A 13,605-nucleotide genomic window follows, 5' to 3' on the forward strand; every position below is an offset into this window, starting at 1 on the left:
ATTTCAGAGCGCTCGCAGGCGACGCATAGGAAACACCCAGGGACGACTCCGCACGCAACGCAGCAGAAGGGGGCTCCCCATGGGGAACGTCGAGGAAACCAATAAGGGCACAGGAACCGAGACCGGCGACGCCGGCGTGACGGGGTCTGTGACGGATTCCTTGACGACGGCCTGGCTCGCCCAGGCCGTCGTCAAGGAATCCCCCGAAGCCATCGTGGTGGCCGATCCGCAGGGCATCATCCGCCTCTGGAACGCCGGCGCGACAAGGATATTCGGATTCTCCGCCGATGAAGCGCTCGGCCGGAACCTCGATCTGATCATCCCGGAGAAGCAGCAGGCTCGGCACTGGAAAGGCTACGACCAGACGATGGCCACCGGGCAGACCCGCTACGGGGACAAACTGCTCAGCGTGCCCGCGTTGCATCGCGACGGCCACCGGCTCTCGATCGAGTTCAGCGTGGCGCTGCTGCGCGACGACGCCGGTGCGATCGCCGGCATCTCGGCGATCATGCGCGAGGTGACCGAGCGCCGCAACGCCGAACGGGAGCTGCGCGGCAGGATCGCCGAACTCGAGAACTCGACTCGGGCTGGGGCGCACTGAGCGCTCGATCCCCTGCCCCGCCCGCGGGAACCCGACGCGGGCGGGGGGCTCATCTCGCCCGCCCCACCCGCGCGGTTCGCCGGGATCAGTCCGGGATCAATCGATGCGCACCACGCGCACCGAATCCGTCGAGCCCGGGACGCCGCTGCGGCTGCCGGACACCACCACCACATTGCCTGGGGTGCACATCCCCATGGCCTCCAGGCCGCGGCGAACTTCGGCGGGCAGCGTCTCCGCCGTGGTGGCCGGAGCCAGCACGGTCGACTCGATGCCCCAGGAGAACGCGAGCCGGGAGCACACCGATTCATCGTGCGCGAAGGCCAGCAGCGGCAGTGCGGAACGCTCACGCGCCAGGCGCAGCGCCGTGTCACCGGTTCGGGTGAAGCAGCACAGCGCAACCGCCCCGATCCGCCTGCCCACCTCGCAGGCCGCCGCCGCGATGGCATCCCCGGTCGCGCTGTCGGCGATGTCGGGACCGACCGTCCACTCGGCGACGCCCGCCTCGGCCTCCGCGACGATGCGCGCCATCGTGGCCACCGTGTGCGACGGATGGGCACCCACGCTCGTCTCGGCGGAGAGCATCACCGCGTCGGCTCCGTCGAGAACGGCGTTGGCGACATCGGACACCTCAGCCCGGGTGGGCCTGCGGTCGCTGACCATCGAATCGAGCATCTGGGTCGCCACGATCACCGGCTTCGCGGCCTCCCGGCACAGCTGGATCGCACGCTTCTGGACCAGTGGAATCTGCTCCAACGGCATCTCAACGCCGAGGTCGCCGCGAGCCACCATCAGGCCGTCGAACGCGTCGACGATCGCGCGCAGATCCGAAACCGCCTCGGGTTTCTCGAGTTTCGCGATGATGGGCACGCGCCTGCCGACTTCGTCCATGATCGCGTGCGCGAGCTTGACCTCCTCGGGAGACCGGACGAACGACATGGCGACCATGTCGACACCGAGTTCGAGCGCAAAGCGCAGATCCTCGATGTCCTTGTCGGACAAAGGCGGAACGCTGACGTCCACACCGGGAAGCGAGATGCCCTTGTGGTTGCTGACCGGACCGCCGTCGAGTACCCGGCAGGTGATGTCGTGACCCTCGACCTCTACGACCCGCAGCTCGATCTTGCCGTCATCGACGAGCAGCCGGTCACCTGGACGTACGTCGGAGGCCAGACCCTCATACGTCGTCGACACGCGGTCGTGGTCGCCGTCGCAGGCGTCGGTGGTGATGACGATCTGCTCACCGGTGGCCCACTCCACCGGACCGTTCGCGAAGCGCCCGAGGCGGATCTTGGGGCCCTGCAGATCGGCGAGCACGCCCACCACCCGACCGCGCTCGGCGGCGATCTGCCGGACGGTGTCGTAGACGGTCGAATGCTCGGCCTGAGTGCTGTGGCTGAAGTTGAGGCGTGCCACGTCCATTCCGGCGTCGACGAGCTCCTCCAGCCGCGGCGCGGTGTTGGTAGCGGGCCCCAGGGTGCAGACGATCTTCGCGCGTCGGTTCACGGTGTCCCCTTTCATCGCAGGGCGGGTTCGGGTTCCTGCTGCGGGGCGGCAACCGCCGGCGTCGCGGGCACCACCGTGCGCGCCAGCAGGTCGGTTGCCGCGTGAATGGTGCGAAGCGTCGGCGCGGGAGCCCCGGTCAGATCGGCCATCTCCACCACAGCGGTGACGATGGGACCGAGCTCCAGCTCCTTGCCCGCCTCGAGGTCCTGCAGCATCGACGTCTTGTGGTGTCCCACACCCTCGGCGCCGCGCAGCCGCTTCTCGATGGAGATGTCGGGGTGGCTGCCCACCCTGGAGGCGATGTCGAGGGTCTCCTCCATCAGCTGGGTGACCACCTGACGGGTTTGCGGATGCTGGCAGATCTCCACCATGGTCGCCCGGGTGAGCGCGCTCAGCGGATTGAACGCGACGTTGCCCATCAGCTTGATCCAGATGTCGTCGCGCAGGTTGGCCTCGACGGGGGCCTTCAACCCGCCGGCGACCATCGCGTCGCTCAGCGCCGTGCAGCGGGCGGAGATCTCGCCCGACGGCTCGCCGATGGAGAATCGGGTTCCCTCCAGGTGCCGGATCACGCCGGGCGCCTCGATGGTGGTCGCCGGGTAGACAACGCAGCCGATCGCGCGCTCCGGGGACAGCACGGCGCTCGTGGCACCGCCGGGATCGACGGCCTCGATGCGGTGCCCGCGGTACGGACCCTGCAGTTCGTGGAAGTACCACCACGGGATCCCGTTCTGCGCGGGCAGCACCGCGGTGTGCTCGCCGAGCAACGGCTCCACCAGCGGGCCGCAGGTCGGGTAGCTGTGCGCCTTCAGTCCGAGAAAGACATAGTCGACCGGCCCGATCTCATTCGGATCGTCCGTCGCATGCGGATAGGCGACGAAGTCGCCACGCGGGCTGAGCACCCGAACACCGTTCTCCCTCATGGCCCGCAGATGCGCGTTGCGCGCGATCAGATGGACTTCGGCGCCGCCACGTTGTAGTGCGGCACCCCAGTAGGCACCGATCGCTCCGGCGCCGACGACTGCAATTTTCACGGTGACTCCTTCCGCGTGCGTTCACCGCACGACTGAATGTGCTTCTGCCTCCACTGCCTTGCGCATGCGCATGCCACAGCGGGGGCCCACCGAATAGCGACCGCATTGGGGCGAGCCCGTGGTGCATACAGTATGCGATAAATATGGTCTCGTAAACGGGTATCCGAACCTCATGAGATTCCCTGCGGGACGCCGACCCGGATCCCCGCCGACGCCATGCCGGCTCGGCGGACTCCAGGGTCCGCTCGCAGTAATCGCAACGCGACGCACGTTTCCGGCCGGATACGGCGCAAAACAATTGAGAAGCACCTTGTACTGCATCCAGGATTCTGTATACTATCTACAGGCAATAGATCTTTCCCAGGTGGTGATCAGGATGCGACAGATTCCGATTCCCGAACCGCTTCCGGTTGGCCTGCCCCATCGTGTCATCTCCATGAGCACCGGCCATCACCGCCTCGCCGACGGACACCTGCTGAGGGTCGACGTCGAACTCGGCCGATTCGTCGGGACGCTCTACACCCCCGACATGCACGTCAGGACACAGGTGCACGGAACCGCCGCCAAGGTCCACGCCTGGGTGGACGCGGTCGCCGCCGGTTTCCCGACCCCCCTCCCCCGCTGACAGCGATCGCCCCGCGGTACACCAATATCACACGAGGACAACACTTCTCATAGCAGTGATGACTCGGCCACCAGCCGCACCTGGACTGGGTGCGATCAATTGCTGTGTGGGTCGGCCTGGTTGAGGGTGGCGACGACTTTGTCGTAGTCGCCGCGGGCCTCGCCGTACCTCAGGAACTTCACCCGTTCCACCTGGATCTCCGTGACGTCGGGCTGCGTCTCGAGAATGTCGACGACCTGCTCGACGAACTCGTCGAGCGGCATCGCGAACGAACTCTCCCGTTGTCCGGGCATCAGATCGGTGGCCACCGACGGCGGCTCGAGTTCCATGAACCGCACGTTGGTGTCGGCCAACTGCAGCCGCAGCGATTCGGTGAGCATGTGGATCGCCGCCTTCGACGCATTGTAGCTCGGGGTGACCTTCAGCGGGGCGAACGCCAGACCTGACGACACGGTGATGATGGTGGCTTCAGGCTGGTTCTGGAGGTGTTCGATGAAGTTCGCCATCAACCGGATGGGACCCAGCAGGTTCGTGGTGATCACCGACTCCGCGGAGGAAAGGAAACCTTCAGGCCGGTGCCAGTCCTCGACTCTCATGACGCCTGCCATCGCGACGATCACGTTGAGGTCGGGATGTTTGGCGATGACGTCGGTCGCTGCCGCGGCGATGCTAGCCGCGTCGGTGGTGTCGATGACGACGGTGTCCACGTCGTGTTCGGCGGCGATCTCGTCGAGCAGTTGTCGGCGGCGACCGCCGACAATGATCGTGTTGCCCTTGGCCTTCAGCGCCAGCGCCAGCGCAAGCCCGATGCCGCTGGTGGAGCCGGGGATGAAGATGGTGTTGCCGCTGATCCTCATGGTTGTCAATTCCTCTCGTCGATCATCGGTGGCAGGCGGGCTCTGGTGGTCCTGCACATCGTCATGCCAACGAACGTGTCAACGATCACCCACCGCTTGCTAATCCCGCGCTGATCAGACCGGGTGCGCAGGCGTGATAACTAACATCTATCAAGCGGTAAACGACTGCTGTTGGACGCTGCCAGGCCCCGGAGGCCACGATGGACTACACACGATGGACCACAAGAGTTGCAGCCCCAACCGGAGACCCGTACCGATGACCACCGCGCACCGATGAAAACCGTTGTGCCCCTAGGCGACACGGAGAGCGGCGCCGATGTGAACGCGCCTGGTCGGCGGTTGGGACGAATATTCGAGGACGCCGACGGTGCCACGGCGGGGTGCCCCGCGATCGCTGCGGGGGCGGGACGCACCGCTCTCACCTATGCCGCGCTGGCCGACCTCGTCCGCACCCTGACCGCTCGGCTGCGCGGTAGAGGCATCGCCGCCGGAGACGTCGTGACGGTGCAGGCGACCAACAGCGTCGAATTCGTCGTCTCGTTGCTCGCCGCATCGCACACCGGGGCGACGGTAGCCCCGCTCGATCCCGCGCTGCCCGCGGCCGATACTCGTGCGCGGATCGAGATGTGCGGTGCCCACGTAACTCTCACCGACATCCGGTCCGGTGCGCCCGCGGGGGCTGCCTACGGCATGACGGAAACCACTCACCAGGCAAGCACCGTTCGGCCGAACGACGATGACGCGATCCGCTTCGGCACGGTGGGGGTACCGGGCGTGCTGTCGGCGCGCATCGTCGACGCGCAGGGCAGGACCTGCGCGCCAGGGACCGTCGGCGAAATCTGCCTGTCGGGTCCGACCGTCGTGCGCGGCTACCTGAACGACCCCACGGGCACGGCAGATAGTTTCACCGACGGTTGGCTGCACACCGGCGACCTTGGCTCGATCGGCGTCGACGGCGCGCTGACCATCCAGGGCCGGATCAAGGAACTGATCAACCGGGGCGGTGAGAAGATCTCCCCCGAACGGGTCGAGGACGTCCTCACCTCCCACCCCGGCGTCACCCAGGCCGTGGTGTTCGGCCTCGCAGATGCGCTGTACGGTGAGCGCGTCGCCGCGGCTGTCGTCACCCGCGACGGTAGCCGGCCCGACCTGGCCGCCTACTGTCACGGCAGACTCGCCGAGTTCGAGATACCCGAACGCGTCACCTTCACAGCGGAGTTGCCGCTCACCGCCAAGGGCTCGGTGGACGGGCCAAGGTGACCGAACGGTTCGGGTGATGGACAGTTGGGTGGCGTGCCGGCTCGCGCCACCCATCGGAACAGGGCGATAGGCGCGGCGGCGATCGGACCGCCCGGACGATGAGAGAGGCAGCAAAACATGACTGCAGGAGAGGTCACCAGCGACGAGAACCTCACGGTCACCCCACCCAAGCAGTGGGCGGCGGGCGTACCGGCCGTCGTGCACGCGCTGGAGTACTCGCTGCATCAGACCTCATTGCGCCGCACCGCGCTCACGCTGCTGAACATCAACCAGGCCAACGGGATCGACTGCCCGGGATGTGCGTGGCCCGAGCATGAGCCGGGCAAGCGGACCCGCAACGAGTACTGCGAGAACGGCGCCAAGCACATCAACGACGAGGCGACCACCCGCCGGATCACGCGGGAGTTCTTCCGTACGCACTCCATCTCCGAGCTGGCGGGCAAGTCCGACACATGGCTCAACGACCAGGGCCGCCTGACCGAGCCGATGATCAAGCGGCCGGGTTGCGACCACTACGAACCGATCGGCTGGGATGAGACCTTCGAGGTCCTGGCTGCCGAGTTGCGCGCACTGGACTCCCCTGACGAGGCGCTGTTCTACACGTCGGGGCGAGTAAGTAACGAGGCGGCCTTCCTGTTGCAGCTGTTCGCCCGCGCGTACGGCACCAACAACCTGCCCGACTGCAGCAATATGTGCCACGAATCAAGCGGAACGGGGCTCAACGAGACGCTGGGTGTCGGCAAGGGCAGCGTCAGCCTGCACGACCTCGAATCTGCCGACCTTGTCTTCGTGGTCGGCATCAACCCCGGCACCAACATGCCGCGGATGCTGTCGTCGCTGGAAAAGAACAAGCGCAATGGCGGGCACATCGTCGCCGTCAACACCCTGCCCGAGGCCGGGCTCAAACGCTTCAAGAACCCACAGAAGGTCAACGGCGTGCTCGGGCGCGGCACCGCGCTCGCAGACCAGTTCCTGCTCGTCAAACCGTGCGGCGATCTGGCTTTCTTCCAGGCGGTCAATGCCTTGCTGCTGCAGGCCGAGGATGCCGCACCCGGCACCGTGCTCGACCGGGGGTTCATCGACGCCCACACCAACGGGTTCGCCGAGTTCGCCGATCACGCACGGCAGGTCTCGTGGCCCGATGTGCTTGAGACGACCGGCCTTTCGCGTGCGGAGATCGACCGGGTCGTCGAGCGAGTGCTGGTGAGCAAGAAGATCGTCGTGTGCTGGGCGATGGGCGTGACCCAGCAGAAATTCGGTGTGCCGACGGTCCGCGAGATCGTGAACTTCCTCATGCTGCGCGGCAATCTGGCGCGGCCGGGCACCGGTGTCTGCCCCGTCCGCGGCCACAGCAACGTACAGGGTGACCGCACCATGGGCATCTGGGAAAAGATGCCGCAGCCGTTCCTCGATGCCCTCGAGCGGGAATTCCGCTTCACCCCGCCCGCTGCGCACGGCCTGGACGCGGTCGACTCCATCCGGGCGATGCGCGACGGACGCGCCAGAGTCTTCATGGGATTCGCGGGCAACTTCGTGCGGGCCACCCCGGACAGCGAGGTCACCGAGCGGGCCATGCGCAACTGTCGCCTCACCGCGCACATCTCGACGAAGCTCAACCAGTCCCATGTCGTCTGCGGCGACACCGCGCTGATCCTGCCGACGCTCGGGCGCAGCGACCGCGACATCCAGGCCACCGGCGAGCAGTTCATCACCGTCGAGGACTCGATGAGCATCGTGCATCAATCCCACGGGCGCCTTGCCCCGGCCTCCGAGCAGTTGCTCAGTGAGGTGGCGATCGTCTGCAGGCTCGCGCGCCGCACCCTTGGCGATACCCCCGAAATCCCTTGGGAGGACTTCGAAGCCGACTATGACCTGATCCGCGATGCGATCTCACGGGTCGTGCCCGGCTTCGACGATTTCAATCGGCGGGTACGGGTGGCCGGCGGGTTCCAGTTGATCAACCCCGTCAACGAGTATCGGTTCGACACCAAGTCGGGCAAGGCGGAGTTCACCAACAACACCTTCGACCGGATCAACGCGCCCGACGGCCACCTGGTCCTGCAGACCATGCGATCCCACGATCAGTGGAACACCATCCCCTACACGGGCAATGACCGGTATCGAGGGATCAAGAACGGCAGGCGCATCGTACTGGTCAACCCCGCCGACCTCGACGCCCTCGGACTGGCCGATCGGCAGCTCGTCGATCTGGTCAGCACATGGGAGGACGGAACGGAACGCCGCGCCCCGTCCTTCCGGCTGATCGCCTATCCTGCCGCGCGTGGTTCGGCCGCGTCCTACTACCCCGAGACCAACGTCCTGGTTCCGCTGGACAGCGTGGCCGAGGCGAGCAACACCCCCACGTCGAAGGGTGTGTTCGTTCGGTTCGAGCCGATCGCCGAGCAGCGGACGCTGGTCGGCACCGGGCAGGCCCATCAGCAGGCCGACTGAATCCGTGCCCGCCGCGCCGACATGGGAATCACACCCAAACCGCGCCGGGCAGGAAGCCGACCTGTTGAGATGCTGTCAGACGATGCAGTCAGACAAGGAGACCCAGATGGAAGAATCCTCGCCCACCAGCCTCTCCGAGAACCCGGCGGTCGCCCTGCCCCGTGTGCCGCAGAACATCGCCGATGAGCACCCCGATGTGTGGGCCGCCCTGCAGCAGCTCGGAGCGGCCCTCAGCCAGGCGGGACCGCTCGACGGGCGAACCAAGAGGCTTGTCCATCTGGCGCTGGCGATAGGGGCCAACTCGCGCGGCGCGGTCCACTCGCACGCCAGACGCGGCCTGGACGAAGGCCTCTCGGCGGCCGAACTCGAACACGTCGCGTTGCTGGCGGGTACCACGCTCGGGTGGCCCCAGGCGGCCCGTGGGCTGTCATTGATCAAGGACGTGACCCGGTCGCAGTCAGACGGGTAAAGCACCTGGTCGCCCGCGGGCACATGTGCGCCCGCGGGCGGGTGGTCTCACCGCCTGACGCGGACGAAACCCCTTCCCTCGTTGCGCATCTGCCAATACAGCCCGGCATAGTGTTCGACCATCTCGGCGGACCCGGTGCGCTCGGGTGGGACGACGCCCTCGCCGTTTTGCCGCCAGTCACGCAGCGTCGCCGAGAAGCGGTCCGCCACCGCGTGCACCCGGTCGTCAGGCCGTCCGGCAAGCAGATTGCGCGTTTCGCCCGGGTCGTCGAGCAGATCGTAGAGTTCCCGGTCCGGTCGTGCCGAGTCGAGGTCGGGGACGGTCACCGTCACGGGTGAACCGTTCTCGGCGCCCCACAGGACTTTCGTCGACGGGAGCTTGTCGTAGTTCTCGATGTAGCTGTACTCCTTGGTGCGCACCGCGCGAATCCGGTCGAACGAATCGTGGCAGGTTCTTGCGCTGAACACGTGGTCGCGCACCGTTGCGACCTCGTGGGTCGCCGATCGGAGGTTGTCCGCGTGGGAGACCCCGTCGACGTCGGCACGGCAGGTGATTCCGAGCAGATCGAGCAGCGTCGGCACCAGGTCGACGCCGCTGAACAGCTCGTCGTAGACACGGGGCGTCAGCCCGGCGGACCGTGGTGGCCGCACGATGAGGGCGGTCCCCGTTCCGGCGTCGTAAAGCGTGGACATGGCCCGCGGGAACGCCGGTCCGTGATCGGTCATGAAGACGACCCAGGTGTTGTTGTCCAGCCCGGTCTCGGCGAGGACATCGAGCAACTGTCCGACGGCGGCGTCGGCGTGCGCGATCGCGCCGTAGAAGTCCGCGAGGTCGCGGCGGACGTCTTCGGTGTCGGGCAGGTAGCTGGGCACGACGACGTCGCTGAGCGCGGCGGGTGTGTACCGATGCCGCGGATAGGGCCGGTGCGCCTCGAACAGACCCGCGGTGAGCAGGAAGGGCTCCGAGGCGGCCGCGCGGTGGCGCACCCAATCGGCGGCCTGTGCGACGACATATTCACCGTGGCCGTTCGTCACGTCGAACTCGAAGAATCCCAGCCGAGACGGGAACGTCGTTTCGTGCTGCATACCGAATAGCGCCGGATACCAACCTGCGTCGGACATGATCCTGGGCAGGGTGCGCACCCCTCGCCGGTACTCCCAGCCGCGCTGCACCAGGTTGATCAGGCCGTGGTTGTGTGGATACCGGCCGGTGTACAACGACCCCAGCGCCGGCGAGCACAATGGTGCCGTGGCGTGCGCCCGCGAGAACAGGATCCCCTCCGCTGCCAGCGCATCCAGCCGGGGACTGTGTACGCCGTTGGGCCCGTAGGCCCCCAAGAACCGTCCCAGGTCGTGGCAATGGACGATCAGGACGTTGTCTCGGCGTTCAGGCATGGCTTGTTTCCTCCCGGTTGTCGATCCGGCACCTCGGGCGCCCGGCCACTCAAACCCATTGATTGAGGACCGCCGACCGCTATTGCATACAGTATGCGATAGCTCCAGTGTGACGTATCCCACCGCCCATGTCCAGCCTGGGCCGCGATCCGATCGGGACCGGGTATGTGGCGGATTCGGCAGTCCCCCGGCGTTGATGGAGGCACACTTGCGCCATGAGCGACCACACATACCGCGTGATCGAGATCGTCGGAAGTTCCCCCGAGAGCATCGACGCGGCGATCCGGAACGGCATCGCCCGGGCGGCGGAGACGATGCGCGGCCTGGACTGGTTCGAGGTGCAGTCGGTCCGCGGGCACCTGCAGGATGGCGCAGTGGGACACTTTCAGGTGACCCTCAGGGTGGGCTTCCGACTCGAGGACTCTCAGGGCTGAAACGTCCAACACAGGCTCGGCGACGATGCCGGGTACGGGGGATACTGGGTCGGTGCCCGATCGCAACGTGCTCGGCGAACCGCTCGAACCGTGCGGCACCGACCCCGTCACCGGCTTCTACCGTGACGGCTGCTGCTCGACCGGATCCGAGGATCTCGGCATGCACACCATCTGCGCAGTCGTCACGACAGAGTTCCTCAACCATCAGCGTTCCATCGGCAACGACCTGTCGACACCGGTGCCCGCCTACCGTTTTCCCGGCCTGGTGCCCGGCGACCGCTGGTGCGTCACGGCCGCCAACTGGCTGCGGGCACACGGCGACGGCTGTGCGGCGCCGGTCCTGCTGGCCTGCACCCACGAGCGCACCCTCGATGTGGTTCCGCTGACGACGCTGCGGCAGTACGCGGTCGACGTCCCCGACGACCCCGGTGATCTGTAGGGGCTCTGCAGTGTTGAGCGAGAACGGTTTTCGCTGCTGAGGCCCGCCACCCGGCCGCCCGCAGTCGCCGTCGGCTCCTGACATTCACGGGTGTGCATCACCGGTCGCGGGCCGCGCTGAGACGATGGTCTGCGTGGACAACAACGAACCGGCCGACGATGCCGTGGTGGTAGACACCGTCGTACGCTGCACCGAGATCGACGTGAACGGCCACGTCAACAACGCAAAGTTCGTCGAGTACCTGGAGTGGGGCCGCGAGGAGTGGTACGAGCGCAACGGCTTCGACTACGCCAGGCTCGAGGAACTCGGTGTGATCACGGTGGTGGTGAACATCAGCCTCGACTACCGCCAGGCCTGCCATCAGGGCGAGCGACTGCGCATCGTCACGACGCCGCGGTCGCGCGGGCGGCGCAGCTTCGTGCTGGCCCAGCGGATCGAGAGGGGTGACGGCACCGTCGTCGCCGACGGCGCGGCCACCCTTGTCACCGTCGACGCAGAGACGCGGCGCGCCGTCACACTGCCCGAGGCGTTCGCCGAGCTGTTCCCCACCCCCCACTGACGCTCCCGGGCCGGCCGTCGGCGACGCCGGTGTGGTGTGTGGCGGGGTCCGCACCGCCAACGCCAACGCCAACGCCACCGTGTATCTGATCGACACGGTGTTGATGCCGCCCGCGGCCTAGCGCCGACACCGAAGCGCACCCGAACCCCCGGCATCCGTGTGCCGGGGGTTCTGCGTTCGTACGTAAGATCGTCGGCCCATCCAAATGCGTTGCGGCTCCGAACGACTGACATGCTCACCCTGATACTGATCGGCTTCGTCGGTGGACTGATCACCGGCATCTCCCCGTGCATCCTCCCGGTCCTTCCGGTGATCTTCCTGTCCGGCGCCCAGAGCGCCCGCGGCGACTCCGCCACGGCGGCGGGCGGTGTCGCCACCGCCGCCAGGCCGGCCCGGTCCATCACCGACGCACTGCGCCCCTACCGGGTGATCGCAGGCCTGGTGCTCAGCTTCAGCGTGGCGACCCTGCTGGGATCGGCGCTGCTGTCGCTGCTACACCTGCCGCAGGATGCGATCCGGTGGGTCGCGCTGTGCGTATTGGTGGCGATCGGGATCGGCCTGATGTTCCCCCGCTTCGAACAGCTGCTGGAGAAACCGTTCGCCAAACTGCCACAGAAGCAGATCGCCACCCGCAGTGACGGATTCGGCCTCGGCGTGGCGTTGGGAGTGTTGTACGTCCCGTGTGCGGGGCCGGTGCTCGCGGCCATCGTGATCGCCGGGGCAACCGGCACCATCGGCGTCGAGACGATCGCGCTGACCGTGTCGTTCGCCGTCGGCGCGGCGCTGCCGCTGTTGGCGTTCGCACTCGCGGGACGACGCGTGGCCGAACGGGTGGGAACGTTCCGCCGCCGCCAGCGCGAGATCCGCATCGCCGCGGGAGTGGTGACGATCCTGCTGGCCGTGGCACTCGTGTTCAATCTGCCCGCGGCGCTGCAGCGGGCCATTCCCGACTACACCGGCACGCTTCAGGAGAGTGTCGGCGGGGACCAGCAGCTTGCCCAGAAACTCAATCTCGGCGGCATCGTCAACGACCAGAACGCCGAGCTGTCGAACTGCTCCAACGGTGCGACCGAACTGGAAAGCTGCGGTCCCGCACCCGATCTCACCGGCATCACCGGCTGGTTGAACACTCCCGGTGGCGCGGCCGTCGACCTGAAATCGTTGCGCGGCAAGGTCGTCCTCGTCGACTTCTGGGCGTACTCATGCATCAACTGCCAGCGTGCGATTCCGCACATCGTCGAGTGGTATGACGCCTACCGCGACAGCGGGTTCGAGGTGATCGGTGTGCACACCCCGGAATACGCGTTCGAGCGCGTCCCCGGCAACGTCGCCAGCGGAGCGGCCCGACTCGGTATCACCTATCCGGTCGCGCTCGACCCCAACTACTCGACGTGGACGAACTACCGCAATCGGTACTGGCCTGCCAAGTACCTCATCGACGCCGACGGCACGGTCCGGCACATCAAATTCGGCGAGGGTAGCTACCGCGACACCGAAACCCTGATCCGCCAGCTGCTGACGGGGGCGAATCCCGCTGTAAAACTGCCTGATCCGGTGGACACGGTCGACACCACCCCACAGTCGCCGACGACACCCGAGACGTACTTGAGCGTGGGCAAGGTGGCCAACTACGGCGGCGGGGGCCGATACGACGAAGGTTCCTTCGACTTCGACTACCCGCGCAACCAGCCCGAGGACAGCTTCGCGCTGCGCGGCCCGTGGACGCTGGACTACCAGGGCGCGACCGCGGGGGCAGACCATTCCAGCATCGCACTGAACTATCACGCCAAAGACGTCTTCATCGTCGCCGGCGGCGAGGGCACCTTGACGGTGACCCGCGACGGAATGAGCACGTCGATCCCGATCAGCGGGCCACCGACACTGCACCGCATCGTCGGCGAGGACGCCACCGGGCGCGGCGAGCTGAAGGTGCGGGTGGACGCCGGACTGCAGGTGTATTCGTTCACCTACGGCTGACA

13 protein-coding genes and 1 pseudogene are annotated in these 13,605 nt (G+C 66.9%); 10 read left to right on the forward strand and 4 right to left on the reverse strand.

Annotated elements, in window-relative coordinates; all coding sequences use genetic code 11:
- Nucleotides 1-79 precede the first annotated feature (79 nt).
- Nucleotides 80-601 carry a PAS domain-containing protein gene (locus ADBZ6K_RS08305; RefSeq protein ID WP_526345403.1) on the forward strand — a complete coding sequence of 174 codons (522 nt, stop codon included), beginning with the start codon at nucleotides 80-82 and terminating at the stop codon, nucleotides 599-601.
- 96 nt (nucleotides 602-697) lie between these two features.
- Here ADBZ6K_RS08305 and pyk read toward each other — a convergent pair whose 3' ends face one another.
- Both pyk and ADBZ6K_RS08315 read right to left on the reverse strand, forming a co-directional pair.
- Nucleotides 698-2,104, reverse strand: a complete 1,407-nt coding sequence (pyk, locus tag ADBZ6K_RS08310; RefSeq protein WP_526345405.1) for a pyruvate kinase — start codon at nucleotides 2,102-2,104, stop codon at nucleotides 698-700.
- Between the two features lie 11 nt (nucleotides 2,105-2,115).
- Complete coding sequence (locus tag ADBZ6K_RS08315; protein ID WP_526345407.1) at nucleotides 2,116-3,138, reverse strand: ketopantoate reductase family protein; 1,023 nt, start codon at nucleotides 3,136-3,138, stop codon at nucleotides 2,116-2,118.
- Between the two features lie 436 nt (nucleotides 3,139-3,574).
- Here ADBZ6K_RS08315 and ADBZ6K_RS08320 point away from each other — a divergent pair, with 436 nt between their 5' ends.
- Entirely contained in the window at nucleotides 3,575-3,763 is a 189-nt protein-coding gene (locus tag ADBZ6K_RS08320; protein ID WP_526345409.1) for a hypothetical protein, read from the forward strand.
- Between the two features lie 95 nt (nucleotides 3,764-3,858).
- Here the strand turns inward: ADBZ6K_RS08320 and ADBZ6K_RS08325 are convergent, their stop codons facing one another.
- Nucleotides 3,859-4,620 carry an SDR family oxidoreductase gene (locus ADBZ6K_RS08325; RefSeq protein WP_526345411.1) on the reverse strand — a complete coding sequence of 254 codons (762 nt, stop codon included), beginning with the start codon at nucleotides 4,618-4,620 and terminating at the stop codon, nucleotides 3,859-3,861.
- A 273-nt stretch (nucleotides 4,621-4,893) separates the two neighbouring features.
- On the opposite strand from ADBZ6K_RS08325, the gene ADBZ6K_RS08330 reads away from it, so the two are divergent.
- From ADBZ6K_RS08330 to ADBZ6K_RS08340, 3 genes are all read left to right on the forward strand, one after another.
- Nucleotides 4,894-5,880, forward strand: a complete 987-nt coding sequence (locus tag ADBZ6K_RS08330) for an AMP-binding protein (protein ID WP_526345413.1) — start codon at nucleotides 4,894-4,896, stop codon at nucleotides 5,878-5,880.
- Nucleotides 5,881-5,997: 117 nt separating this feature from the next.
- Nucleotides 5,998-8,331: an FdhF/YdeP family oxidoreductase gene (locus tag ADBZ6K_RS08335; RefSeq protein WP_526345415.1), complete on the forward strand. Its 2,334-nt coding sequence runs from the start codon at nucleotides 5,998-6,000 to the stop codon at nucleotides 8,329-8,331.
- Nucleotides 8,332-8,437: 106 nt separating this feature from the next.
- Nucleotides 8,438-8,800: a carboxymuconolactone decarboxylase family protein gene (locus tag ADBZ6K_RS08340; protein WP_526345417.1), complete on the forward strand. Its 363-nt coding sequence runs from the start codon at nucleotides 8,438-8,440 to the stop codon at nucleotides 8,798-8,800.
- Between the two features lie 47 nt (nucleotides 8,801-8,847).
- Here ADBZ6K_RS08340 and ADBZ6K_RS08345 read toward each other — a convergent pair whose 3' ends face one another.
- Nucleotides 8,848-10,194, reverse strand: a complete 1,347-nt coding sequence (locus tag ADBZ6K_RS08345) for a sulfatase family protein (protein ID WP_526345419.1) — start codon at nucleotides 10,192-10,194, stop codon at nucleotides 8,848-8,850.
- 215 nt (nucleotides 10,195-10,409) lie between these two features.
- On the opposite strand from ADBZ6K_RS08345, the gene ADBZ6K_RS08350 reads away from it, so the two are divergent.
- The 5 genes and pseudogenes from ADBZ6K_RS08350 to ADBZ6K_RS08370 all read left to right on the forward strand — a co-directional run bounded on the left by ADBZ6K_RS08350 (nucleotide 10,410) and on the right by ADBZ6K_RS08370 (nucleotide 13,603).
- The gene (locus ADBZ6K_RS08350; RefSeq protein WP_526345421.1) at nucleotides 10,410-10,628 is read left to right on the forward strand and encodes a dodecin; all 219 of its coding nucleotides are present in this window, start codon (nucleotides 10,410-10,412) and stop codon (nucleotides 10,626-10,628) included.
- Nucleotides 10,629-10,680: 52 nt separating this feature from the next.
- The gene (locus ADBZ6K_RS08355) at nucleotides 10,681-11,067 is read left to right on the forward strand and encodes a DUF2237 family protein (RefSeq protein WP_526345423.1); all 387 of its coding nucleotides are present in this window, start codon (nucleotides 10,681-10,683) and stop codon (nucleotides 11,065-11,067) included.
- A gap of 133 nt (nucleotides 11,068-11,200) precedes the next feature.
- Nucleotides 11,201-11,626, forward strand: coding sequence for an acyl-CoA thioesterase (locus tag ADBZ6K_RS08360; protein WP_526345425.1), 426 nt, complete (start codon nucleotides 11,201-11,203; stop codon nucleotides 11,624-11,626).
- Nucleotides 11,627-11,642: 16 nt separating this feature from the next.
- A pseudogene (locus ADBZ6K_RS08365) lies at nucleotides 11,643-11,747 on the forward strand (hypothetical protein); the annotation flags it as partial.
- 110 nt (nucleotides 11,748-11,857) lie between these two features.
- The gene (locus ADBZ6K_RS08370; protein ID WP_526345427.1) at nucleotides 11,858-13,603 is read left to right on the forward strand and encodes a cytochrome c biogenesis protein DipZ; all 1,746 of its coding nucleotides are present in this window, start codon (nucleotides 11,858-11,860) and stop codon (nucleotides 13,601-13,603) included.
- Nucleotides 13,604-13,605: the final 2 nt, after the last annotated feature.

This window comes from Mycobacterium sp., from assembly GCF_044223235.1.
Lineage (GTDB): Bacteria > Actinomycetota > Actinomycetes > Mycobacteriales > Mycobacteriaceae > Mycobacterium.

Bases quoted from the DNA above. Each gene is read 5' to 3' on its own strand.
- ADBZ6K_RS08305 (WP_526345403.1), top strand. From the start codon at position 80: ATGGGGAACGTCGAGGAAACCAATAAGGGCACAGGAACCGAGACCGGC.
- ADBZ6K_RS08320 (WP_526345409.1), top strand. From the start codon at position 3,575: ATGAGCACCGGCCATCACCGCCTCGCCGACGGACACCTGCTGAGGGTC.
- ADBZ6K_RS08325 (WP_526345411.1), bottom strand. From the start codon at position 4,620: ATGAGGATCAGCGGCAACACCATCTTCATCCCCGGCTCCACCAGCGGC.
- ADBZ6K_RS08330 (WP_526345413.1), top strand. From the start codon at position 4,894: ATGAAAACCGTTGTGCCCCTAGGCGACACGGAGAGCGGCGCCGATGTG.
- ADBZ6K_RS08335 (WP_526345415.1), top strand. From the start codon at position 5,998: ATGACTGCAGGAGAGGTCACCAGCGACGAGAACCTCACGGTCACCCCA.
- ADBZ6K_RS08340 (WP_526345417.1), top strand. From the start codon at position 8,438: ATGGAAGAATCCTCGCCCACCAGCCTCTCCGAGAACCCGGCGGTCGCC.
- ADBZ6K_RS08345 (WP_526345419.1), bottom strand. From the start codon at position 10,194: ATGCCTGAACGCCGAGACAACGTCCTGATCGTCCATTGCCACGACCTG.
- ADBZ6K_RS08350 (WP_526345421.1), top strand. From the start codon at position 10,410: ATGAGCGACCACACATACCGCGTGATCGAGATCGTCGGAAGTTCCCCC.
- ADBZ6K_RS08370 (WP_526345427.1), top strand. From the start codon at position 11,858: ATGCTCACCCTGATACTGATCGGCTTCGTCGGTGGACTGATCACCGGC.